Source organism: Vibrio kanaloae (genome assembly GCF_024347535.1).
GTDB lineage: Bacteria > Pseudomonadota > Gammaproteobacteria > Enterobacterales > Vibrionaceae > Vibrio > Vibrio kanaloae.
Genome location: NZ_AP025498.1, coordinates 718,435 through 744,013, shown reverse-complemented (window position 1 = coordinate 744,013; position 25,579 = coordinate 718,435). Strand labels below are relative to the sequence as shown.

The 25,579-nt window shown below is 43.9% G+C and carries 14 protein-coding genes; 2 read left to right on the top strand and 12 right to left on the bottom strand.

Annotated elements, in window-relative coordinates:
* Positions 1–39 precede the first annotated feature (39 nt).
* The 12 genes from dbpA to OCV24_RS17425 all read right to left on the bottom strand — a co-directional run bounded on the left by dbpA (position 40) and on the right by OCV24_RS17425 (position 24,232).
* Entirely contained in the window at positions 40–1,419 is a 1,380-nt protein-coding gene (dbpA, locus tag OCV24_RS17480; RefSeq protein ID WP_102507022.1) for an ATP-dependent RNA helicase DbpA, read from the bottom strand.
* A gap of 148 nt (positions 1,420–1,567) precedes the next feature.
* Positions 1,568–2,476: an aldo/keto reductase gene (locus tag OCV24_RS17475; protein WP_077681334.1), complete on the bottom strand. Its 909-nt coding sequence runs from the start codon at positions 2,474–2,476 to the stop codon at positions 1,568–1,570.
* Between the two features lie 217 nt (positions 2,477–2,693).
* Positions 2,694–3,287: a hypothetical protein gene (locus tag OCV24_RS17470; protein WP_146443084.1), complete on the bottom strand. Its 594-nt coding sequence runs from the start codon at positions 3,285–3,287 to the stop codon at positions 2,694–2,696.
* A gap of 209 nt (positions 3,288–3,496) precedes the next feature.
* Positions 3,497–4,459: a PstS family phosphate ABC transporter substrate-binding protein gene (locus OCV24_RS17465; RefSeq protein ID WP_150877428.1), complete on the bottom strand. Its 963-nt coding sequence runs from the start codon at positions 4,457–4,459 to the stop codon at positions 3,497–3,499.
* On the bottom strand, positions 4,459–5,097 hold the full coding sequence (locus tag OCV24_RS17460) for an OmpA family protein (RefSeq protein ID WP_102507018.1): 639 nt from the start codon (positions 5,095–5,097) through the stop codon (positions 4,459–4,461). Before OCV24_RS17460 ends, OCV24_RS17465 begins: the two co-directional genes overlap by 1 nt.
* A complete protein-coding gene (locus OCV24_RS17455) occupies positions 5,097–6,410 on the bottom strand; it encodes a TolC family outer membrane protein (protein WP_150877430.1) in 1,314 nt (437 codons plus the stop codon). Before OCV24_RS17455 ends, OCV24_RS17460 begins: the two co-directional genes overlap by 1 nt.
* Before the next feature lie 34 nt (positions 6,411–6,444).
* Positions 6,445–7,770: an HlyD family type I secretion periplasmic adaptor subunit gene (locus OCV24_RS17450; RefSeq protein ID WP_150877432.1), complete on the bottom strand. Its 1,326-nt coding sequence runs from the start codon at positions 7,768–7,770 to the stop codon at positions 6,445–6,447.
* Positions 7,763–9,922, bottom strand: coding sequence for a type I secretion system permease/ATPase (locus OCV24_RS17445; RefSeq protein ID WP_017057994.1), 2,160 nt, complete (start codon positions 9,920–9,922; stop codon positions 7,763–7,765). The genes OCV24_RS17450 and OCV24_RS17445 overlap by 8 nt, the downstream gene beginning before the upstream one ends.
* Before the next feature lie 33 nt (positions 9,923–9,955).
* Complete coding sequence (locus OCV24_RS17440; RefSeq protein ID WP_150877434.1) at positions 9,956–19,138, bottom strand: T1SS-143 repeat domain-containing protein; 9,183 nt, start codon at positions 19,136–19,138, stop codon at positions 9,956–9,958.
* 341 nt (positions 19,139–19,479) lie between these two features.
* Positions 19,480–21,108: a HAMP domain-containing methyl-accepting chemotaxis protein gene (locus OCV24_RS17435; protein WP_136998381.1), complete on the bottom strand. Its 1,629-nt coding sequence runs from the start codon at positions 21,106–21,108 to the stop codon at positions 19,480–19,482.
* Between the two features lie 474 nt (positions 21,109–21,582).
* A complete protein-coding gene (locus tag OCV24_RS17430; RefSeq protein ID WP_046223121.1) occupies positions 21,583–22,422 on the bottom strand; it encodes a RecX family transcriptional regulator in 840 nt (279 codons plus the stop codon).
* A 205-nt stretch (positions 22,423–22,627) separates the two neighbouring features.
* Positions 22,628–24,232, bottom strand: coding sequence for a mechanosensitive ion channel family protein (locus OCV24_RS17425; RefSeq protein ID WP_046223122.1), 1,605 nt, complete (start codon positions 24,230–24,232; stop codon positions 22,628–22,630).
* A gap of 251 nt (positions 24,233–24,483) precedes the next feature.
* On the opposite strand from OCV24_RS17425, the gene OCV24_RS17420 reads away from it, so the two are divergent.
* The gene (locus OCV24_RS17420; protein ID WP_077681329.1) at positions 24,484–24,732 is read left to right on the top strand and encodes a hypothetical protein; all 249 of its coding nucleotides are present in this window, start codon (positions 24,484–24,486) and stop codon (positions 24,730–24,732) included.
* A 364-nt stretch (positions 24,733–25,096) separates the two neighbouring features.
* Positions 25,097–25,573 (top strand): hypothetical protein, encoded by a 477-nt coding sequence (locus OCV24_RS17415; protein WP_167514242.1) that lies wholly within the window; start codon positions 25,097–25,099, stop codon positions 25,571–25,573.
* The last annotated feature ends 6 nt before the right edge of the window (positions 25,574–25,579 follow it).

Sequence of the window (25,579 nt, the reverse complement as noted above, 5' to 3'; positions counted from 1 at the left end):
TAAATATTGCACTTTGCAGTAAAGGGCTTTAGTCTCGAATTACTTCAGGATTCGGGCGCGGAATTGGCGACCCTTCATTTTTCCTGATTCTATTTTACCTAGCGCTTTATTAGACACAGATCTTTCTACCGCTACGTAAGCACGCATTGCAAACAAGTTGATCTTACCGACTGATTTACCATCAATACCACCTTGACCCGTCAATGCACCAAGAATATCACCTGCACGAAGCTTAGCTTTCTTACCGCCATCAATCTGGATGGTTACCATATTTGAGTAGTAAGGCTTGGCAATTGGCTTTGCTGGAAGCTCAGATGGCTCGATAGGCATGTCCATGTACTCATCAATTTGAGCAACACGGTACATCTCTTTTTCGCTAAAGAAGCTGATAGCTACGCCTTTGCTTCCTGCACGGCCAGTACGACCAATGCGGTGTACGTGAACTTCAGGGTCGCGAGATAGCTCAAAGTTGAATACAGCATCTAGGTTATCAACATCAAGACCACGAGCCGCAACGTCTGTCGCGACTAGAATCGAGATCGTTTTGTTTGAGAACTGAACCAAAGCTTGGTCACGTTCACGCTGCTCCATGTCGCCATGAAGCTCGATCACGCTGAAACCACGGTGGCTTAGCTCATCGTTTACGTTCTGTACTTCTTTCTTAGTGTTACAGAACACAACCGCTGATTCTGGTTGATGATGAAGAAGAAGTAACTCTAACGCGTCATCACGAGCTTCAGTCCCTTCCACTTTGTAGAAGTGTTGCTGAATGCTTGAGTGATCATGCGTTGATTCAACCTTCACCATTTCTGGATCACGCATGATGCGGTCTGCAACAGATTTGATCTGTTTAGGGAAAGTTGCACTGAAGAGCAGAGTTTGACGCTCTTTTGGAGCCGCTTCAATCACTGCATCCAAAGCGTCTTGGAAACCCATTTCTAGCATGCGGTCGGCTTCATCCAACACAAGCGTGTTCAACTCAGATAGGTCAATACGATCTTTTTCTAGATGGTCAAGGATACGGCCAGGCGTGCCCACAAGAATGTGCGCGCCATGCTCTAGTGAACCAATCTGTGGGCCCATTGGCATACCGCCACATAGTGTCAGCACTTTAATATTGTGAATACCACGAGCAAGAGTACGGATCTCTTTTGCTACTTGGTCTGCAAGCTCACGAGTCGGACATAACACTAAAGACTGAACACGGAAACGCTTAACGCGTAGGTTCTGCAGCACGCCTAAACCAAAAGCAGCTGTTTTACCTGAACCCGTTTTACCCTGACCGATAACGTCCTTACCATTTAGGATTGTAGGAAGACTTAACGCTTGGATCGGCGTCATTTCAGTATAACCAAGAGAATCTAACGTATTTAGAAGCTCTGGCTTAAGGGCGATTGAAGAGAATTTTGAAATGCTCAATGGAAATATCCAACTGGTGAAAAACAGAGTGCATTATGAGTGTTTTTGAAAATTATTCCACCTTAATCACAGTTTTGAAGAAACATGTTAGGCAGACACAAAAAAGCCAGCTTTGTTAGCTGGCTTATAGTCATTTTCGAATTGCTTCCTATGGCACACCGTGACCTTTAGATGCAACCCAAACGCGATACCATTGTTCGCGAGTCAGTTCAATTTTTAATGCATCAACGGCTGTCTTCACACGTTCAATCTTACCTGAACCGATAATCGCAATTGGGTTAGACGGTAAACGACGAACCCAAGCATAAATAACTTGGTCAATGCTGTCTGCACCCACTTCTTGGCGAATCGCTTCTAGTTCATCACGTACGCGAATCGCTTGCTCTGAATCGCCATTGAAAATGCTACCACCACCTAAACAAGACCACGCCATTGGGCGTATACGATTCATCTGCAGTTGATCTAAGGTGCCATCATGGGCAACTTCGAAGTTCAACGGGTTAATTTCTACTTGGTTGGTAATGAGTGGCTTACCTAGTCGAGATTGCAGCAGTTCAAACTGGCGCGGTGAAAAGTTTGATACACCGAAGTGTTTAACTTTGCCGACCTTATGCAATTCTGCAAAAGCTTCTGCAACCTCATCCGCATCCATAAGTACATCAGGGCGATGAATCAGTAATACATCAAGTTCGCTTACACCCAAACGTTCAAGAGAATTATTTACGGATTGGTAAATATGGTGCGCGCTGGTGTCATAGTGATTGATCTTACGATCAGGAGTGTGGTCACCACACAAGTTGATGTCGCACTTGGTGACGATTTGGATCTCATCACGAAGGCTTGGCTCAAGCGCTAATGCTTCACCAAATAACTTTTCACATTGGTAGTTACCGTAAATATCGGCGTGATCAACCGTTGTGATACCAAGATCAATATGCTGCTTAAGGAAAGTCAGGCGTTGTTTAGGGGTCATGCCCCACTCTGCTGTACGCCAGTATCCTTGCACCAGCTCAGAAAGTTCTAAGCCTTGCGGCGCTGTCGTTACTTTTGCAACCATGGGTTGTCTCCTTTATCAATACTGAGCGTATCCTATGCTCGTTTTACTGAAGGCTCAACGTATAACAATTGGCAAAACTAAACGCTTACTAAAAATGTGAGAGCCACATGAAAAACGAGCACAGAAATGAAGAATAGCTTGCTGTCTGCCCGTGAACCGTTAACCCAAAAGGCTTGTTGCTCTAATGAAATACGAGAGTATCTATAAATTTGAGCGATTAAAAACGATTTAGTTCAACTGTTAGGTCGCCACCATCAGTATGTAACTGAACCCAAGGCTCTGAAGTACGAGAAGATGATGAGGAAGAATTAGGAACATTCCATAGGCTCATTTGCTCGGATGAATGGTGTGGCGCATTGATAAACTCAACGAGCTGCTTATCTACCTCACCAAAACCTACGCCTTCACGTTCCGCTTGTTCGAGTTGAGCGACGACATCGAACTCATCTTCCCCTATACGAATTGAACTCAGAGCAAAGCCATCTTGACGAAGGTAAGCCTGAAGCTTCGTATAACTTAATTTTGAATACGGTAGGCTTAAGCGAACCACTTCGATACTCGATTCATCCAACTCCAGTTCAACGTAAACATCCAGGTCGTAATATTGAGTGAGGTCACTGCACAACACAGTGCCTTCGATCTCGCCGCAATCCATAAGGTCGATATCGTTAATATAGTGTTTGGAACTCGCTTGAACTGAACTGCTGTTGAATACCGTTCGTAGCCACCAAGCCTCGGTCGCTTGTACGGAAAGTGAAATAACATTCAGAGCCAATAAAAAAGGGAGAATTAAGACAGGACGAGTTCTCATTAATTGTGCTTATTTTGCTTACTATGGAGCACACATTATACGTGACCAATGACCAAACAACCGATCAAGGCACAAATTTTAGGCAAAAAAACGGGCATACATGCCCGCTAAATAAATTCTATCGCCGAATCACATAACCCGTCACATTGACAACCATTACGATAGTGACAAGATCACTCCGTCAACTTCAGTACAGAACGTCTCATCAATTACTTATAACCGCCTTCGATCGCTGGTTCTTCAAGCGATAACCTAACTTTATTACGCTGAATCGCTTCCTGTGGCAAACTGATGAAACCGTAACGGTTCAACACTGCTTGATGATCTTGTGAGAGCGTGAGCCCGATAAAGAACTTCTCTTGTTCAGTGAACCCCTTTCGGTGCGCCGGAATATTCAGGTACATATAATAAACCGTTGCTAACGGGTAGCGACCAGAGAGGATCGTTTCCTTGTTTAGGTCGTAGTTCACGCCTAGGTTATCGACCACGCTCAACCATTTCACATCCGAGATTTGGTCCGAGTAAACGGTATAACCAATTGCCGCTTCTTCGCCTTCGATCTTATTAACAAGCTCAGGCAGATCCGCTAAGAATTGCGTATTCGCATATTCCCCGTTAGTTCCACACTCGACCCAACTCGAAAACGTAGTATGGCCTTGCAGATTGTGGTCGATAGCAAAAGGCAACATGTGGGTATCTAAGCTTTCACCATCGCGAATATCACTGCTTGGTTTCCATTTGGGATGTTTAAGCTCATTAGAACAACCAAACACATCTATTAATTCTGCTACAGTAACTGACGTCGCAGGGTTATTCTCATTCGCTAGAATCGCAATCACATCAGCGGTAAACATCAGCTCTGTCGGCCTATAACCATAACGCATGTCAAATCTAGCCATCTCCTTGTCAGTCCACTTTTTAGAAGTGATACCAACACGCGAGCGCTGCATGATCATCTGCTCTGGAACACTGTCACTCAGTAAAAGCTCTAGATCGATCTCTTGGCTTTTAAGCAAATCTTCAACGAGCCCCTGCATATTCGGTTCAATCGCCACCAAACCAATATCACGGACATCATTAGCCAATACCGATACCGATACCGATACCGATACCGAAAAAAGCACAGGCACAGCAGCAAACAGCACGCCCGATTTATTAGATAGACGTTTCATTACATGCCCCCTACTGGATCAATCGGTGTCTTAGATTCAACATCGCTGTTACTGTCGAGTTGCATCTCTGAGGTGAATATGTTCCAAGATGGGTTAACTTCCATGCTCTCTGTTTTTAACACCGCTATCGTTCTGCGCTTACGCTTGTGAAGGTGCTGAGTTAAGCTGGTTATCTGAGTAAATTCTTGTTCGAAAATTCGCTCACCATCGACACCTCTATCAACCAGTGCATCTCGAATGACACCCGTTCTTTTCTTAGCCAGTGCTTTGTTATAAACGTTGGTGCCTTCTGAACTTGTATCGCCGACCAAGGTAACTGAGGTCTCTGGCTGCTCACCCAGTAAACGCACTAACTCATTTAACACGGTTGTGTGCTCTGGTTTAAGGTCATATTTATCAAAATCAAATGCCACGCTTAAGACCTCAACATCTTCGATAATCTTCCAATCGGCACACCCTTTAATATCAACAAGTACGCCTTCTGGCGTATCAGCACAAAGGTCTCGCTGGTTTATCACACCATCGCGATCATTATCCGCTAAGTCATCAATTTGATGTCGAGTCATTGTGGTATCAGGCGTTTCCGCACATCCCATCAACAAGATAGAACTAAGTAGCGCTAGTTTAAAATATCTCATTACTTGTTCTCCCCTTGCCACTCATCTGGATGTTCAATCCTTAATGCGTAAGTCAACATGCCCATCGCATTCAGTACTCGATATGCCGCTAATGTTTGATCATATTCAGTACTGATGAAATTTCGTCGAGCCAAGAACACTTCGACCTTCGCATCCAGCACATCTAAAAGGCTCCGCCTACCAACATTGAATTGTTGGATATAGCCAAGCTCTGCGATTTTGGCAGCATCAACATTCTGTTGAAGTAGGGATTTTTGCTGTTCAAGCATCTTATATGCATTCCAAGCTAGCTGAGTACCCTCTTTAACCTCACGCTCCGTTCTTAACCGTATCGCCCTAGCCTCTTCAACTCGCCAAGCCGATGATTCAACTCTAGAATCAGTAGAGAAGCCATTAAACAAGTCATAATCCATCGTTAGCATTAGTCGAGCATCTTCATCGACACCGCCTGGCGGGTTAGACACGTTGTCGTTTTTATTAGCATGAAGCTCAAGTTTCACCTCTGGATAGTAGTCCCCTTTCTCGCGACGCATCTCTTTACGAGCTGCGTCGATATCAAGCAAAGCGGCTTTGATTTCAGGGTGATTCTCTATCGCCTGTTCAAGGGCTATCTGTGCAGAACTCGGTAACAACGCGTAATCAAAACGTGGGTAAACCATATTGACCGCAGGCTTGCCGACTAGCCGTAGATACTGAGTTTGTAAATCAAACAGATTGTTCTGAGCGGCAATTAGTGAAGATTGCGCGGTCGCGACACGCGCAGAGATCTGAGCCAGATCCGAGTTACTACTCAACCCTTTGCTCTTTTTATCTTGGATGTCTTGATAGATTTCTTGGTGCTCTTTTACGTTACGTTTAGAAAGCTCCAAAAGCGTTTCGGCTTTCAGGATATCTAAGTAGTTTCTAACTACGTCTAACGATACATTTTCAGCTCGTGAAATCAGAGTTAAACGCTCAGCTTCTGCTTCGTACGTTAGTCGATCAACATTCGACGTGGTTTTAAAGCCATCGAATAGTAACTGAGATACTTTAACGCCAATTTCCGTTCGCGTTAGGCCACGGTCATCGGTATCAAGCTTGCTGCTGCTGTTATAGCGCGTCTCTTCGTAACCTGCCGCCGCATAAAGGTTGACTTGTGGCATATATAAACCACCCGCAGCGTCTCCGTCTCTTATCACCGATTGGTATCGGGAATACTGCGCCAATATCTCTGGACTATAGTCGATAGCAAACGCCACTGACTCTTCTAATGAGGCGGCTTGAGACAGCCCACTCATTAGTAAGCAAGAAGAGAGTAAGAATTTTGAATGCATTACACTTCCTTTTATATTTATGCTCTAATTCACTTCATCGTTCGCGAAGTGAATTTGCCTTAGCTCGCAAAATAGGTTTTAACCAATAGCTCAATACTGTTTTTTCTCCGGTCAAGATATCAACCGCGACTTGCATCCCAGGGATAATGCTAAAAGCAGAGTTTTGTTGTTGGTCTTCGTTTAACTGAATATGGGCGCGATAATAAGCATTGCCGTCTTTGGTTTGTAAGGCGTCGGCACTGACATAAATCACCTCACCTTTAAGTCCGCCATAAATGACAAAATCATAGGCCGTGAATTTGACTGTGGCATCCAGCCCCTTATGAACAAATGCAATGTCTTGAGGAGAGATTCTTGCTTCAACAATCAGCTCGCTGTTTGACGGGATAATCTCAATAATAGGCTCCCCCGGACGGACGACACCACCGATAGTCCGAACAAAGATCTCTTTTACTGTGCCATCAACAGGCGCTAAAATTTGCGTTCGTTTAAGTTGGTCTGCGATCGCCTGCTGGCTTTCATTCAATTGCGCTATTTTGCTGGCCACTTCGTTCAATTGACCTTGTGCTTTGGCGCGAAAATCTAACGCTATGCTACGGTGATCCGCTATCGACTCTGAGTAAGCAGCTCTCTGCTTCTGAGCCGCCACTTTTGAGCTGGCAATATCACCTTTCAGCTTGACCACATCACGGTTCAGTTTTAGCAACTCAACTTCCGCAACCGCACCACTCGCTACCACGTCTTTCAACATGTTGCGCTCTCGAATCACAATCTCGAGGCTGCTTTCAAGAGTCTGGATATTATTCAGCGTATCGACACGTGCTTGGTCTTGTTGCTCGATGCGAAGTGCCGCCTCTTCCAGTTCCGATTTCAACTGCCCTAAACGCTCTCGGTAGTTAGCTTTCGCGTTCATTAAAGCGGGATGGCTTGATACATCGACAGCAATATCTTGCGGTACCAAGACCACTCGCTCATACCATTCTTTTGCATCATTATTTAAAACGACTGTCGACAGCTCGGCCTTTAATCTTAATTGCTGAGCAAGTAAGGTGTCAGCTTGCTGGGCTGACTCTAAAAAAGCCGCTTTAAAACGTGTCTCTTCTAGCTTGGCCAGAGGTTGCCCTTTCACCACGGGTTGGCCTTGTTGCACCAAGATTTCTTGGACCAAACCGCCCTCTAGACTTTGAATCGTTTGTACCGAAAGACTCGGCACAACTTTTCCTTCACCGATCACGACTTCCTCTAATGTTGCCCACATAGCCCAACCGATAATCGACACTATCAATAACGCACTTAGCCAGATCAGTTTACGAGAACGAAATGCCAAGTGGTTATTAGTCCATTGAATATCATTACTCATGCCGGCCTCCCTTCACCACAGAAACCGTTTTAAAACGGCTCGCTCCTTTCGGTATGCTTTTCTTCTGCAGAGAGAGAATGTCTTTCGGTTCACCCTCAGCCACGATTTGGCCTTTATCCAACACAATCACACGATCACACATCATCAAGAATGAAGACTTGTGTGAACTGATCAGCATTGAGGTTTCTCTCGGCATACTTTGCAATGCGTTGAAGAACTGTATCTCAGCTTGATTATCTAGCGCGCTGGTTGGCTCATCCATGATCAATAACTTTGGACAGCGATAAAGCGCCCTTGCAATAGCCACGGCTTGGCGCTGGCCTCCTGAAAGCAATCTACCACCTTCACCGACTGGCGTTTCTAAGCCGTTACTTAAGCGCCCCATATAGCCATTCAAACCTGATTGTTGCAGCGCTTGCCTTAGCTTTTCTTCATCAACGTTGGTTGCACCCAAAGTGACGTTGTCGTAGATACTGCCAAAGATAAGATTGGTGGTTTGCCCAACCCACCCCATGCTGCTACGCAAAACACTAGCTGGCCATAATTGCCCGTCAATGTCTTGATAGAAAGCTTGTCCTGTTGTTGGTAGATACTGGCGAGCAACAATTGATAACAGCGTGGTTTTTCCTGCACCTGCCGCACCAACAAGGCCGACACGTTCGCCCGGTTTTATCTCAAAAGAGAGTTCTTTTAACACTGGGCTTTGTGTTTCTGGGTAGGTAAACGTAACTTCATCTAACCTAACCCCGCCATCAAAGTCACCCTTATCAATTACTTGGTGCTTGGATTCTTCTTGAGGTAGCTCCATAATCTGATTCAAGCCTTCAACGGCCGAACGTGTTTGTTGGAACCTCAGCAGTAGTAGAGAAAGTTGATTCACCGAACTCGCAGCACGTCCACTCAACATCACTACAGCTATCAAACCACCCATGCTCAGCAAGCCTTCAGATATTTGATAAACACCGAAAATGATCAGAGTGATAGTGACGACCTGCTGGCTCGATTGAATGGAGTGCGTCACGATATTGGAGTAATGACGAGATTGAGTTTGCCATTGAGATAATGATGAAATTGTCTGTTCCCAACGCTTTTGGGTGCTCCCCTCAGCGTTGTTTTGCTTGATATCAGGAAGGGTTGTTAAGCAATCAAACAATTGTGCTTGTCTTTGTGTCGACAAACGCGCGGTTTCATCGAATGTTTTTTCGACTTTACCCTTCATCGCAATGCTCAACACAATTAATACCAACATAATGGCGACAGGAATGAACATCATCGCGCCACCGAGCCAACCAATAAGAAACAGGAAGAGCAAAGTGAATGGCAAATCGACTAAGGTCACCAAAGAGATGGAGGTGAAGAAATCTTTAACGCTATCAAAATCTTGAAGCTGTCTAGCAAATGCGCCTACCGATTGCGGTCGGTTTTCTAACTTCATACCAAGGACTTTAGAGAATAGTTGAGAAGACAACTTGTTATCAATATAGCGTCCAGCCATGTCTGTCACAGAGCTTCGCGAGCTTCTCAATATCCAATCAAAAATAACGACAATACCAACGCCTGCCGCCAGCACCCATAAGGTGTTAAATGCTTGATTTGGCACTACACGGTCGTATACATTCATGGTAAAAAGAGGCACGACTAGCGCGAGCAAGTTGATCAAGAATGAAGCGATAAACAGATCGCGATACCAAGGCTTCACTTCTTTGACCACCCGCCATAACCAGCGAGTGTTGGATTTGCTGTCACTGCGCTCATGTGACTGAACACGCGAATCATCAAGAGCTTGAGCACCGACTTGCCACACATACGATTCCACCCGAGCAACCAAGTCTTTTAAGGAAGTTTCTTGCCTTGAATTGATTTCGCAGTCCAATACTTGAAAATCGCCACCGGAGCCTTGAGTGACGACAATGGGACTCCCTGTGGCAGAATTAACAGCAACAACGGGGAACTGACATTGAGTCAGTAATTCTTTTTTTACGTGGCTCAGAGTTAAGCCCGATTTCTCAATCGCTCTTGGGAAAAGGGACTCATTGAGCCTTCCTTCGACTAAAGGTAGGCCAGACACTATTTTGGAAGGGTGGCTTCGAACATTAAAATGCTCACATAACCACTCAACACAACCTAGCCAGCTGTCTTTATGTTCTACCAATCTAAACTTCCTTTTATAGACCTTACATCTAACTTACAGCGTTAAATTATTGTCTTCTATCATTTTTTGTAAAATTTGTGCTTCTAATGCACTGCTACTGTCGCCTTGATACAGATCGTCGTACGTAACATCGGTTAATAAGATGTTTTGTTGAACGTCATCATCTCCACTTGGCTTAATAGAAATGGTCACGCCCTCACCAGATTCTTCTAAATCTAGATATTGTGTTGCCCCTAGCCCTGTATTAAGCCCTAGGCTTCCCAAAATACCCGAGAGGTCAATTGCATCCGTATTTGGAGATGCATCAAAATCTTGAACTACATCGTAGCTTGGTGCCTCAGCGCTGCCCAAACCTGATGATTCAAATACAAAATTATCTGAGCCGGTACCGCCAATCAGTAAGTCGTTATCGTCTGTCGCGGTAATGGTAGAGTCGCCGTCAGCAACAAATTCAACCGATACCGTTTGAGGCAACCCTACCGCTTGGTTGTTGCCTATTTCAGCAGAAGGTTCGATGGTGAGTTCAAATGGATCAACGCCATCATAACCGCCAGTAATTGCTAAATTAGACACATCCGCTAAATCCACCACATACTGACCATCAACCATCGATCCGTGTGAGAACGTCAAACCTGCAGGAATATCGTAGATGGTAATAAAACCTTCCTCAGAATCGGCAGGGTTAACTAGAGAAAGATCTAGACCAAGAGGAATCGTGCCGCTTGCTTCCGCGACTATTGATGGATATTCAACGCTCAGTAACGGAGCGTCAGGTTCTGGTGTGATAACCAAGGTCATATCTTGTGAACTTGGATCTCCAATATCTTTGACCAAGTCACCAAGCACCGTATTTTGGTCGACAGTTTGACCAGTAATCGTGATGTCGAGATTGCCCCACGCGTCGCCAGCAAAGAATTCGAGCTCATCCACTGAGCTAGCAGCAACGAGGATCGTTGCTTGTACACTACCATTACCTAAAGAAATAAATGAAGAGGTCTCAGAGCCAATTCGAATTCGATCTAGCCCGACTAAACCTGATGGATCCGAAGTTCCATTCACTATTACCGTAATCTCTAAAAACTCATCACTGTTGGTTTCAAAACTATTGGCATCGAGCGGTATAACAATGCCGTCATCCTCACTACCTGATAGTTGCTCTGGCAACTCGAATAATTCAACTTTGTCACCTATAGGATTAACACCTACAGTAAATTCAGATTGGGTATAACGGATATCCGTAGTACCAACTTCTTGAGTAATAGCCTCTAGAGACAGATTCATATCACCACTAAAGTCTCTTGGTGGCAGAATAACTAGATTAGCTAACTGACTTGGATCGAGCTGCCACTCGTAAGTAGGGCTTCCATTAAAGGTACCGCCATCGGCGCCGTTGTTTGGAACCAACTCATAGGTGTCTCCTACTTTAATCGCGACAACTGCGCCTTCAGGAACTCCCTTCAACGAAAGCGACATATTTTCAGAACCATCTTGGTCAATCAGCTCTGCTCTCAGTGATGACAATGAAATGTAATTATCTTCATCTCCGATAATATCCTCTGTTATCAAGTTCGCCGCATCAGCGATTGGCTCAACAGTAATAGTCACGACCGTCGTTTTATCTTGCGTATCCGTTTCTGTTACGCAATCCGCTTCATCGGTAATATTTGCTGTCACAGTGAGGGTGATTTCACCACTGTAATGCTCAGGTGGCGTGACTAACACATCACTCAAACGGCTAGGGTCCGTGACCGTCCAAGTCCCGTCGCCATTGTCAACTAACAGCCCGGTGTCTGTTGGAGTTTCAGACAAGGTCGCTCCATTCGAAATGCTCACCGTTAGAGAGTTAACGGTTTCTTTACCGGTAGCGCTATTGCCTTCACCTGCGATTAATTGCCCATCTTCAACGCTATCACCAAGAACCAGTTCAAGGTTAAGGTCTGTCGCGATGTCTTCTTGAATGGTTGTGGAGTCAGCTTCAACCGTAATGTCATCGACCACAGGCAAAACTTGGATACTAATGGTTTGGGCCGTCGTCACCGTATCACCGCTACATGGTGAAGTCTCAATTGTCTCTATGGTGAAATCAATACACCCTGCAAAATCTTCATCCAAGCCCGTTAACGTTAGTTTCGAGAGTCCATCTGCAGTGATTGAATAACCGACGATCTCACCAGAAGCATCGTATTCAGCAATAACACCATCACCGGAAATCTCAACGCTTTCAGGAAGTGAATCGGCAGGAATATAGAAAGAGATTTCATTGTCTGGATCACTGCCAACATCGGTGTTTAGCAAGCCAGTGAGATCAATATCTTCCCCTTCAGGTGTTTTAATTTCGCCATCGGGTTGAATCGGGCTCGGTGGGCCAACAGGGTCACAAGAACCGCCACCGCCGTCATGACCAGTAATTTGCAGCGGGAAAGTCGCATCAATATATCTGGTATCTTCACCATCAATCACACGAGCACGAACCACAATATCCAGTACCGGAGTATCACTTGGGCTGGAAATCGTCGCATTATCTAAAATGTACGCTGCAAGCTCTTGGAAAGAGTCACTCGTTAGCCCATCCGCCGATATGATCCAATTCCCAGAGCTATCTTGCGCGGCACCATTAGGGTGCTCAACAATCAACGAATAGCCGTCTGGAATTTCGATCAAAATATAATCGAGGTACTCTGACCCATCGATGTCCGCGTCGACGAACGTCACGGCGTTAGATATATCAACAGGCGAGCCATCTGTACTCTGTAATAGCTCTGTAGAGCCTTCTAATCGAGTGTCTAACTCGACGCGAGCATCTACAGTCACGCTAATGGAACCGCTAATATCTTTAATATCCGTGGCACCAGTTGGAGAGATATCCGTGACTTCATAGGTGATAGGAAGTGAGAATGTTCCGCTTAAATCTTCTGTCGCTGTAACAGAAAGCCTACCGCTGCTTAGAAGATCCGAAAGCGTTGGAGTTGTCGAATCCAGTAGAGTGTCCAAATCTAAGCCTGAAGCTGGAACCTGAATAACACTCCCATCAAAATAAAGAGTGAGACCTGCAGGTAGGCTATCAATGGTATATCCCGTCAAGGATTCGCTGCCATCGATATCCTGATTCACTGAAGGCTCAAGGTTCAGACCTATTTGACTGTCTTCGATACCTTGAGTGTTAACGATTTGACCGTCTTCTTGATCAACGACCGGCGCTACCTCTACTTTAAGAGTCATCGGAAACTCGCCCGAATCACCATCGGGCTCAGTTGAGATAGCAATAACGGTGAGTTCTAATTCACCACTAAAGTCAGGAACCGGCTTGAGATACAGGCCATTCAGTTGAGCGTTAGAGACCTGAAATACTGGGCCAGTAACATCGTCAATATAGGCGATGGTTAACGACACTGGCTCGCCGAATGAATCCACCAGCAAGGTGCCGTCAGGAATATCGGTCAGCAGTATATTAATCTCTTCTGAAACATCGTCATCTGAGGTTTGGACGACAAAATCGAGACGAATCAAACCATCTTCATTGAGAACAGATTGGTTGCTGATAACTTTGGTATCGCTGTCATATTCCCAGTGTGCATTGCCGCCATCCACAACAATAGGCTCATCGACGACACCTTTGAGGAAAATATTGATGGTTTTGGTATCGCTAAGCGCGGTCACGTTAATTGGATCTAATGAATCAACGGTCGATTCCGTCGCTACCGCCGTAACCTTAATAAACAGATCTTCGGTGAATGAACTGATGTCTTCTTTTGGTACTAAATAAGCGACATCGTTCTCAATCGCACCAGCCGACACTAAGTAAGTGTTAGGGGCAATTAGTTCAAATAGTCCGCCTTGAATAGACCAACCATCTTGCACTTCGATTTGATAGCTTAACGATTCAGAACCATCGGTATCCGTTAGCGATCCATCAATCACGTTCTTGAGGAAGATGGTTTCATCTTCTAGGCCTTTGTAGTCCTTAACCGATACATGTGGAGTATCAGCATCCGGTGAAATCTCAACCACGACGGTATTGACGATATCGGCCGTTTTATCATCTGGTTCAGCAAAGGTATTCCCCGCTTCAGTCGCAATCGCAGTAATATCAAATTCAAATCGACCCGCGAGGTTTTCATCGGCTCTAATTTCCATTTTGTCGATTTGGGGCTGAGTGTACTCTTTACCCTCTTTAACTGCATTTCCGTTCAAGGTGATATTCAGACCATCTGGAATGCCACTAATGGTGTAAGACAATTCTTCAGATGTATCTTGGTCAACCAACTGAGCGGTGATATCTAATTTAATTGGATCTGCGTCATCTTCAACAGATTGATAGGTGAAGACCGAATCAGACCAATCCGGCGCGTCAGCCACAGGCAAAACAGAAACCGCAATATCGGCTGTAAGTTCCTTTGGAACCGTATCGGTACTAATGATGGCGTTGATTGCTAGAATAACCGTTGAAGTCGTATTCGATTCATGAAGTGCAGGTCGATAAGTCAATTGACCATTTGGGCCAGTAAACTGGCTGTCAATCGCCGTTAGCTGATTACCTGAAAGCGTCACCTTGCCATCAACTACTTGAAGTAATACACCATCTAAATACAGGCTACCGCCTTGCAAAGAATCTTCTGAAAATTCAATGGCCGTAACAGTTTCACTTTGGTCAACGTCTCCAGTAGAAACGCTCACAACGATAATGGCATCGTTGTCTTCTGTGGTTTCAGAATTTTCATAACGAATAAAACCTTCGTTATCATCCAGTATAAGCTCAGCGTTACTAATGACTTCATCGCCATCCGCATCTCGCACCAGATAATCGATGTCATCAACGATCTTAGGATCAGCGGGGTCTGTCGATACGTTTGGATTGGTGATCAGCTGATAACTACCATCAGGTGAAAGCGTAAACTGCCCGTAAGTCGACCCACCATCATAATCATTAATCAAATTGATCGTAATTGGTGTACCTGCGTTATCAAAGGTATAGGTGACATTTCGATAAGTGAAACTAATGATTTCTGCGCTGTCTGCGCCTGAAAATTCTTCGGTTAAGAACTGCCCATTGAGGTTATCACCCTCAACCATTTCAATAGAACCATCTCGAGCAGTCGGAACATCATCTTTTACGTTGACAGAATAAATAGCGGGATCAGAACGGTCTCCATCCGCATCATTAACTGTAAGTTCAAAATTGAGGGCGAGATTGTTTTCACCGTTGTTACCGTAGTCGTGATCAAGTGGCGCATATAGATCAAACTCTGTCGTCCCGTCAGTATTAAAACGAATTCTAAATACGTTGCTTCCGTCAGAGTCTTGCCCGTAATACCAACCATCAGGATCAGCAGCCTGAAGGGAGATCGCTTTTCCGGCACTGCTGTAACCAAGTGCATCAAATGCATCAGTATCAATTGATACGGAAGCAATATCGTCTGAGCCTTGAATTATGGATATTGATGGACTCGGTTCTTCAGTACCGGCTTGTTCGCTGTCACCAATGAGTCCATCTTCATCAACAGATATACTACCTACAATTGAGAATGCAGGGTCCTTACCATCGTATATTTTAATGTCGGACTCTTGAGTGTCTCTCGACCCATCAGAATCGATAGTGACGATAGAAGCTGGTATGGTCAGCTCGGTATCTTTCAAACCAGATCCATGATCAATGGACTGATATAACTCAATAACAACCGTTACGTTTGTTGAACCATTTGCTTCAAGAGTAAAGTCATCTGGTAGTCGGATTTTTAAAACAGCATCACCATTGCCAAGAACAGCATCAAATGTACCATTACCGTTGTCACGCCAAGTCAATGCTTCACCATTACTGGTAACAGCAGCACCATCACTGCCTAATACAACTTGGCCATTCGCCACATCTAACCCCAAGTAAACCAGAGGGTCATTACCCGCAGTAACCGCCAAACTCACGTTTGCTGTAGAACCGACTCCCGACGGAGTGATATCAGCAACAGGAGCTTCACTGAGTTCAACGGTCCCTGAACCAATCGTTGGTTCTCCGCCATCAGTAATCGAGACGTTCAAGGTTAATTGTGTTTCGTCGTTATCATCATCTCTGGCAGTGATAACAAACGGTATTTCGTCTGTAATGTTTTTTTGGTCAAGCCCCTTAAACAGTTCAAAGGTATAAGTGACATCAGTATCTTCCTCACCTGAAGGTAACGAGAAACTCAAGGTAAACGCTTTATTTTCAACACTTTCAGAGCCGACATAACCAATCAGTTCATTTCCATCGGCCGACACCACATAAATAATTTGCTCGCCACCACTATATAACTGCGGCTGATCTCCTACATCAAAAAATACAGACTCGACAAAGTCACTTCCGACGTTGAGATTGAAGGTGCCAGTATCAGAAACACTGCCGAGAACAAGGTCTGACTCATCGATGCTGGCATTACTGATCGACGTTAAAGCAGGGTCCGCACCATCCTCAATAATCCAATCAAACCGCCCTTGTTCTAAAGAAGTACCGTCTAAATCTTCCCCATCAATAATAAGCGGTAAAGTGATGGAATCATTGCTGTTCAGGTGGTTTATAGGTTGTTCTAACACTAGGGATACATCTGCTAGAACATCAATACCACTAGCGGCTGCACTCAACGTTAGTGTGAATATCGTTTCTCCATTTGCTTGCGCGGTAATCGTTTTACCATCATTCGATAACGTATAGGTTAGAGGAGACTCCTCATCTCCAGTCGTCAAGCCCAAAGTGTCTAACTGGACCAGAGTATTAGCATTAAAGACAATCGAAGCGGGATCTGGATTATCTGAGCCAGCGGAAACGGTAAACTGACCGACTACAGTTTGGACCCCATCAGACACGTCACCTTCTGAGCTGGTCGTTGTCCCATCAACAACTAACCCCGCCTCACCATCAAAAATATCGATGACTGCAGTGCCATTTCCGAAGTCATTACTGCTATCGCCTGCGACATAGTTGAAAGTGATGTTTTGAGCTATGGTGTGATCCAAATTTCTGTTGGCGACAAACGTCCAGTGGCCATTTGAAAAAACAGTTAAAACACCTTCATCCAAAGCAAAAGAAACAGGGGTGCTACCTGATAGTGTTTGTGTCGTACCATCAACTTCGACACTTTTTATAGTTAGCTGGGTATCAAGATCGATGTCGTTGTTAAGTACGTTTCCTGATACGACTTGACCTTCAATGACTTCATAAGACTCATCAAAAATGAGTGGATCCGAGTCCTTGATAACAATAGGTAAATGACCGATGACGAGCTCAGTCGTGCCGTCCGCATCCGTCTGTAAGCCCTCAATGATCAGAGCTGTCTGAATTGAATCTAATCCTGCCTCTTGGTCGATCACCTTATAGAAGTTGATGTTTACGCTGCTGCCAGATATTGCAGCATCGAATACAATTTGGCCATCGCTTCGGGTTCCAATAAGGCTTTGCTTGTCAGCCGATACCGCGATAGTGATCGACAGGCCTTGAGAGGTTATTGACTCAGCTAAACTTTGATCATCACCAAACGAGAAGTCTGCAAAATCGATGCGAATATCAGACGTTTGTGTTTCATCTCCGAAAATACCGATGACATTCTCCGAAAACACCACAGATTCAGGAAGAATAATCGTCGGCATGTCATCAATGGCTTCGTTGCCGACTGTATTGAAAACTTTTGCGTCAACCGTCCATTCTGCAGACGAATCCAAAGTAGAGATGTCAATGTTCTCCGCCTGCCAGTTACCCGAAGAATCAACTACGCCCTCAAAGACTAGAGTCTGAGTCCCGTCGCTTACTTCAATGTAAACAGGGAGCCCTTCGGCAACATTAGTTGTCCCCTGCATGGTTGTAAGTTGGCCACTACGAAATGCCAAAATGCTAAAACCGTCTAGCGTATCAATGTCAATAACTGGAGATACGGTATCGATAACAACTACCCCTGCACTATTTGCTGCAGAAGCCGGGTTACCTGCTACATCAATCGTGTCAGCCTCGATGGTAATACTACCGTCAGCAAAACTTGTTAAGTCCACACCCTCCACAGACCAAGCGCCATTCACAACCGTTGCTGTCAGCACGATAACATTGGTGGTACTGTCTGAAATACGGATGTTGACCGATTGACCATCCTCAACATTTTGGACTGTACCGAAAAATTTGGCGGATTGAATTTCGAAGCTGTTGAGAACGCCATCACCTCCATCGTCAACACTCGCTGTAATACTTGCGAGCGTATCTTTAACAATGGTGTCAGTCGCTGTAGTGGGGTTTCCGGCCATATCGATGGTGTTAGCAACAACCGTCAACCCACCCTCTGCGAAGCTTGAGTAATCTTGAAGGGTCAGAGTCCAAGTTCCACCGGATACTGTCGTTGTATAGTCTTGTGTGAGACCTTGACTATCGGTAATTGAAATGCTTATCGTCTGACCATCTTCAACATTGGCAACCGTACCAACTAGCACCCCATTCGATATTTCAAATTGGTTGTAAAACTCATCACCAAAGCCATCAAAGTCGACATCAATCGTCGCTAGCGTATCTTTGATTGTGGAATCGTTGGCTGTAATGCTATTACCAAAATCATCAGCAATGATCGCATCGACCTGAAGATCGCCTTCAGTCAATAAAGAAAGGTCGACACCGTTTACAACATAAGTTTCGTTATTAGTAATTGCCGTTGTGGTAACCGTGTTGCCATTAACATCAGTGATGGTAAGAACAACGGTACGTCCATCTCGAACATCCGCAGCCGTGCCCGTAATCGTAACACCTGGTACTTCAAATTGGTTTTCGTATCCATCACCGCCATCGAGTATATCAACCGTGAGTTCTGTGCTAGGTAGTAGCGCATCTAGGTTACCGTCGTTTGAGGTAGTGTCTTCTTCTTCATATTCTGTAGGGCGCGTATCAAAGCCTGCTTTCGCAAGGGTTTCGTCTAATGTAGAGCGGACATAAGCAATGAAAGAGGCGCTTGCGCTGGGTTGATCATAGGCAGGACTCTGCTGTTGAGGTGCACTTTCGATGTTGTTGACAAGCTGAGTCACCACCTCTTCTAGCTCCTGCTCAACAGCGGCTATTTGTATTGCTGTGAGGGGTTGAGCCTGTTCCAAACTTTGAGGCTCAATAGTAACGACTTGCACACCTTCAACTTTAAGTTGTGATGCAGGCAGTTGAAGCCAAGTGCCATCAGGGAAGACTTGCCATACAACACCACCAACTTCGATATATAAAATAGGATCCATCCTAAACCTCTTCCTTACAAAAACGCTGACCTGAGAACATGAATAGATTCAATGAAAGGCGGGAGAATCAGCGAACTTTCCCTAGTTAATACTAGCAGCAAAACAGTTTATTAATTAGCACTCATATGCCATAAAGTAAACCGTGAGCTTGTGACTTACATTCCGTTATATGCAACATCACCGAATACATTTGATGAATTTGCCATTATCTTGAAATTCAAGCGTTGTTTTAAAGGAAGCTAAAAACTAACGAGTACCCATAAATACAAAAAAGGACGATATTCTTCGTCCTTTTTATTTTCAGCCTCAATATAAAATTGAGCGGATAATGTGGGAATAAGTCAGAGCTTAAACGTTTCCATCCTAGCTTTAAGATTATGAGCAAGGCTGCTAATTTGCTGACAAGCTACCGCGGTTTGCGATGCCCCCTCAGCCATTTCTGTAGATGTACTGTTAATCTGATCGACACTACGATTAAGCTCTTCAGAAACTGAATTTTGTTCGCTGCACGCCGTTGCAATTTGAGTGCTCATTTGAGCTATATTATCTACCGATTGTTCAATTTCTTGGATTTGACTACCGGCCTCATTGACCTGCTCGACACACTGAGCAATCCCGGCTTGGCAATCACGGCTTGAGCTCCCCATCTTGTTGGTGTTTTCTTGCAGTTGATTGACTATTTCGACAATTTGCGAGGTAGAATCTTGCGTACGTTGAGCCAATGAACGAACTTCATCAGCCACTACCGCAAATCCTCGTCCTTGCTCACCCGCACGCGCAGCTTCAATGGCCGCATTGAGTGCAAGTAGGTTTGTCTGTTCTGCGATACCACGAATCACGTCAACAACTAGGTTGATGTTATTCGAGCTAGATTCAAGCTCTTGTGCTAAATCATCAGAGTCTTGAATAGTTTGTGACACTCGCTGTATGACAGCAGTGGTACGTTGAAGAGTATCTGTTCCCTTTTTTGTCACCTCGGTAGCTGAGTAAGCAGACGTCGCACCAACCTCGGTGTTTTGTGCCACTTCCCCTACTGCTGCTTGCATTTCTGTCATTGCCGAAGCAACAGAACTCAGTTCAAGCTGTTGATTCTGCATGCCAGAAGCGGTTTGAGAGGAGATAGCACTCACTTCCTCTACCGCAGCTGTAAGCTGAATTGTGGAATCGCTGATATCAGAAACCAATGAATGCAAGTTGCCTTGCATTGTTACTAGCTCTTTCAACAAAGTACCTAACTCATCTTTAGTAAGCTCTTTCTCATCAATCGTGTTGGTCAACTGGCCTTGCGCTATCTTGGAAGCAAACGCCAATGCACGATCAACAGGGCGACAAATCGCACGAGAAAGTACGACAGAAGACAGTCCTATAACAATGAAAATCACTACTGCACCAATGCCTGCACTATATTTAGTAGCAAGCGCTTCTGCATGAACCTCTTCACCAATATGGTTGACCAACTCATTATTTAAGGCAAGCGTATCGTCCAAACTTTTAAGTGCTTTTGAATAGGTGGAAAAACTGGATAGCACGATTTTATTTGCTTCATCAGGCTTCCCCTGACTCAACAAGTCATTATAAGGCCTAGTCTCTTGTATATATTGACTCCAAGTATCCTTGAAGGTGTTAAACGACTTCTTTTCTTCAAGATTAAGAGCCAGAGATTCAAAATCAGCAATACCTGATTGTACATCTGCACGCCATTGATCTAGATCTTTCAGCCATTCACCAATTTGAGGGCTATTTCCATTTGGTAATAATGAAAACTCATCTTTTCGCACTTTAGTAATGTCTACTTGGATTCCTTTCAGAATAGCGACAGAAGGTAAACTCTTCTCTGTAAGAACTGAAATATCCTTATTAAGCGTCGATAAACTCAGTACCAACATAATCGATACTGCTGCAAATACAATAAATACGGTTAAATAGCTCAACCATATTTTTTTTACGACACTTAAGTCTTTAATACTCATAAACTTACTCCAAACAGCGTTAATAGAACATCTCGATATGACACAGGTTATATATTCCCCATTAATGTAACGACTTGGCACCTTTTTATAATTCAGGTTAACGCGATAACTTCGCTCTATCTTGGTAATGTGTTATCACTATTTTCAAAATATAATCATGAACTCTGCTCATACATCTAATTACCTTCAAGATATGGTATTGATAATCTAGAAGTTATCGTTAATTCGAGATAATAATAAGTCTGTAATATTAAAAATAGTCACGGTGAAAATGCTCAATCGCTGTCATAAGGCCACTAGCGATATCTAAACATTACTCTAATAGACTAATATTGCACCATAGTGATTAAAGTATCAACAATGTAAATACAAACATGAATGTTATAGCTGAAACTCAGTGACTTAGTGGTCTAAATGGCAATCATTAACGGATACTCAGCATACCTAGTACTCGATCTAAAAGCTTTCCCCTCGTCAACTCGCCTCATTCCCCTCACTCAATGCAAACTTGATCTCTTCGGATGAAAAGCCTTTACGACTCAACATGGCGTAAGCCTTTGAGCGTTCTTTATGATCGTTTAGGTCATAAGACTTCTTCTGCAACTGTTCTAAACACGAAGAATAGAAATCTAGCTGCTCTTCATTAATCAATCGGTCAACTAACGATGACAGCTCGCTGGTGTCGATTTTTCGTTGCCTAAGCTCTTGTTGGATAGCGGTCATGCCTTTACCTTTTCGAGCATACTTGAGCACTTCTTTCTCCAAATCGGCTTTTTCTGCCTTAATTTGGATATTACTTTTCAGTTCATACGCTTGCGGGTGCTGTTCAATGGCAACTTTCACCTGTTGATAGCTAAAACCACGTTTTTGTAATGCTGCGACAAGCTTTTCACGGCTCATACTAAAACTTGTATAGTAGTTGTTGATTCTGTCTATCAAGATGGTTTGCTCATCTATATTTTTGTCTGCAGAAACCTTATGAATCGCATCAGCAATAATTGAGTCTGTTAACCCTTTCTTTTTCAACTTTTCTACAATATATCGAGAACCAAATTCACCAGAGAATGCTTGTTCTACGAATTGTTCTGCAAACACTTGGTCAGACTTGAGATACCCAAAACCTTTCAGAGTTCCTAGAGTTTCATCGATCCAATCTTGATTGTCCGTCTTCACTCTCAGCTTCGCAATCAGCTCACTCTCTGTCATATCCCTCTGAGTTAGATGCCACATCGCAGAGTTCATAACACTTTCGATTCGTGTCGCTTTTCTTACCGTTGTATTTCTTGTATTGGTTTTTTGCTGTGAATCATTCATGTCGTTTACTCCTAGCCTCAACCTGCACTCGGTATACTGCTTTACTTTCTGTACACCATTTGCTGAACGTCTATCATCATAGCTTATTTATTATTGTCAGTGGTGCTGGCACTGCCTATCTAACACACATAAAAATAGGCACCGTTTCAGGAGCCCATTTATGATTAACTTTCCTTAGTCTTAAACTGTTCGTTTAGAGAAAAAATCAACTCTCTTCATGATTATAAATATGAACATCTCGTTGAGGGAATGGAATCGTGATGCCTTCTTCATCAAAGCGTTTCTTAACCGTTTCTGTTACGTCCCAGTACACATCCCAGTAGTCATCGGTCTTAACCCAAGGCCTTACCACGAAATCTACAGAAGAGGTATTCAAGGTATGAAGCTTGATCATATGCTCTGGTTTTTTTAGCACTAAAGGGTGTGCAATGATGATGTCGTTCAACACAGATTTTGCTTTATCGATGTCATCGGAGTAACCAATACCAAAAACCATATCAACCCGTCTCACACGTTCTGCAGTGATGTTGTTGATCACATCCCCCCAGATCTTGTTGTTTGGGATAACCAAACGTTGGTTATCGATCGTTTGAACAGTGGTAGAGACTAGGTTCATGTCTTTTACAGTACCTTGAACGCCTGATACTTTAACCATGTCTCCAACATCGTAAGGACGGTAGATCAAGATCATCAAACCCGATGCAAAATTTGACAACGTATCTTGCAACGCGAAACCAATAATGATGCCCGCGACACCAAAACCAGTGAGTAACGGAGCTAGCTCAATCCCAATTTGAGAGAGTGCGATAAGCAAACCGATAAAAACAACGGCTTTAGATGCGATTGATACAAAGAACTCCTGCATTAATAAGCTAAAGTCCATTTTTGAGTGCGACACACTTTTCCGGACTGTCTTACGAGTAATATTGGAAATTAAACGAGTCACATACAAAATGCCTAAAAATAAGGCGAGTTTGACAATAAAAGAGGGGGCGTTTTCAAAAGCCCATGAGCTCAACGAGCGAAGCCACCCATCCAACAATTCGAGCGCTACATCAACCTCTAACACATCGACATTGATATCACCTGTCGTGGTCAGTAGTACCCGCTTGTAGGAAGTCATATCCACGCCAAACGGTTCCATTAAAGTGATGGTCTTTTCTAAGCTCGCCACCATGGTACTAATACGTTCACTAAAGCGTTCAAGTTCGGTTTTAATGGCGGCTTTGTCTTCTTCACCAACAAAAGACAAACGCACCTCTAAGTCTTGACGCTGTGTGTCCGTGTATAAAATGGCATTAGTAAGATATTGAGAACGAGCGATTAACGCCGTTTTTAACTCACTTTCATGGACAGTGACATCTACACCACGATTTTTCGACCAATTTAGTGTCTTAGCCAACTGCTGATAGTAAGTGTCCATCATTCGGACTCGTCTTTGGATTTGTAATTCGAGACGCTTTTGAACATCATTTTCAGCGGAAAGGCTTTCCTTGGTCATTGAAGCAATTTTAACTTCATTCAATGCCAGCAATTTTTGTAAGAGTTCAACCTGCTTAGCAAGAGTGACATCAAGCCCCTCTTTTGTATCAGATGATAACTGGGAAATAATCTCTTCTCGTAAGCTTTGGTTCTTACGCCTTAATATATCTTCCAGAAATGGTTTCTCAGCATCATGCGCCGTTTCTAGTGTTGCTAAATCAAGCAATAACTGCTCTTGTACTGCTGCTATTTTTTCAACGCTTTGCGCAAAACTGCCAAATGCTACAAACGTCAACATTAACAATAGACAACGCCAAACCTTCATCATACTAATCCTTACCATTGTCTACATCGACCCTATCAATAGTAGTAAAAAGAAGATGAATAACAAACATTTAAACGTATATTATGTTAAAAGTTTGCAAAAAATTAGTCGGCATCTAATATTTGAGAGTTCCAATCCCTTCTTATGATCTGTAGAGTACGCCCCCACAAAGAACAACGGCCAATATCACCACTTAAACGCATGCACTAAAACGTCATCAGCTGGATGTTGGCTCACAGCAAGAGAGCATATAAATGAATAACGAACTTGATCTTATTGAGTCTCTAGAAGACCTAGAAAAATTCTTAATTTCAGTGGAAGCCGGCGGCTTAGGCCTTGAAGGGGTTGAAGGCGTAGGTATGGCAACCAATAACGCAGATGGCCGCCACTTCGTCGCTGTATTCAATAGCAGCCACAAAGTTCTACTTGCACGTTGGATCACCCAAGAAGTGTTTGATAATGGCAAAGACCTAGTACGGAACGGTCCTCGTCGTACCCACTAAGGCGCTCTAATTGTCGCGACGAAGCACTAAAAACCAATTGAAAAAGCCCAATGTGACTACTAACGAACGATTGGGCTTTTTCATGTCTGACGCTTAAAGCACCTCATGTCTATTGCACTTTAGTACATATCAATATCGCACCTCACCGCTTATATTGATGCCATTTAAATATAAACACGACTCATAGAAAAAGAACAAATTATTATGAACTTAAGTTGGACGTTGGTGCCTTAGACGTTAGGCTTTGCATCTACCTATCCTTGCCACTTTAACAATTTTATGACTTGTGGCACGAAGCAAAGTTATCTAAGCTAGCCTGCTTATAACCCGTGTTAAATACTAACTGATTCGATTACTGACTGATTTGCTGAATACACAACTGCTTTTTTTATCCCAACAGAACCGCCAACAAAGGCAATCGCTTTGGGCGCTTCTTCTTACCGGACTGGTTATCGTAACTTGTCTGGCGAGCACGCTATCGGCAAAGAAAGTAACAGTTTCCAACTTCCTTATTGGCCAATCAGTAATCGTTGGTGCAGAAACGAATGGCCCACAAGTGGTAGTCGCATCATTAGAGAGAATATCAGCACTATATGGCAGCGTGTTTGGCTCAGAAGCATCTAAAGCACTAACGGAGTCTAATTCGAACTCATGCAGTCTGAGCTCGAAACTGCTCAACTTTTCCACACCTAAAACAGGTTGGCTGACACCTTTTATTTTATTTATCGCTGTCGCATACAGCCTGTCACCTCACATATCGAGATTGTCTAGAGATAACCATCGCTCTTCTCGACCTACGAAACACCGCTTACATCTAACGCACTGTATATTTAGAGAGTAAATAACC

Bases quoted from the DNA above. Each gene is read 5' to 3' on its own strand.
- OCV24_RS17470 (WP_146443084.1), bottom strand. From the start codon at position 3,287: ATGAGAACTCGTCCTGTCTTAATTCTCCCTTTTTTATTGGCTCTGAAT.
- OCV24_RS17475 (WP_077681334.1), bottom strand. From the start codon at position 2,476: ATGGTTGCAAAAGTAACGACAGCGCCGCAAGGCTTAGAACTTTCTGAG.
- OCV24_RS17450 (WP_150877432.1), bottom strand. From the start codon at position 7,770: ATGAGTAATGATATTCAATGGACTAATAACCACTTGGCATTTCGTTCT.
- OCV24_RS17435 (WP_136998381.1), bottom strand. From the start codon at position 21,108: ATGAGTATTAAAGACTTAAGTGTCGTAAAAAAAATATGGTTGAGCTAT.
- OCV24_RS17455 (WP_150877430.1), bottom strand. From the start codon at position 6,410: ATGCATTCAAAATTCTTACTCTCTTCTTGCTTACTAATGAGTGGGCTG.
- OCV24_RS17460 (WP_102507018.1), bottom strand. From the start codon at position 5,097: ATGAGATATTTTAAACTAGCGCTACTTAGTTCTATCTTGTTGATGGGA.
- OCV24_RS17425 (WP_046223122.1), bottom strand. From the start codon at position 24,232: ATGATGAAGGTTTGGCGTTGTCTATTGTTAATGTTGACGTTTGTAGCA.
- OCV24_RS17430 (WP_046223121.1), bottom strand. From the start codon at position 22,422: ATGAATGATTCACAGCAAAAAACCAATACAAGAAATACAACGGTAAGA.
- OCV24_RS17465 (WP_150877428.1), bottom strand. From the start codon at position 4,459: ATGAAACGTCTATCTAATAAATCGGGCGTGCTGTTTGCTGCTGTGCCT.
- OCV24_RS17440 (WP_150877434.1), bottom strand. From the start codon at position 19,138: ATGGATCCTATTTTATATATCGAAGTTGGTGGTGTTGTATGGCAAGTC.
- OCV24_RS17420 (WP_077681329.1), top strand. From the start codon at position 24,484: ATGAATAACGAACTTGATCTTATTGAGTCTCTAGAAGACCTAGAAAAA.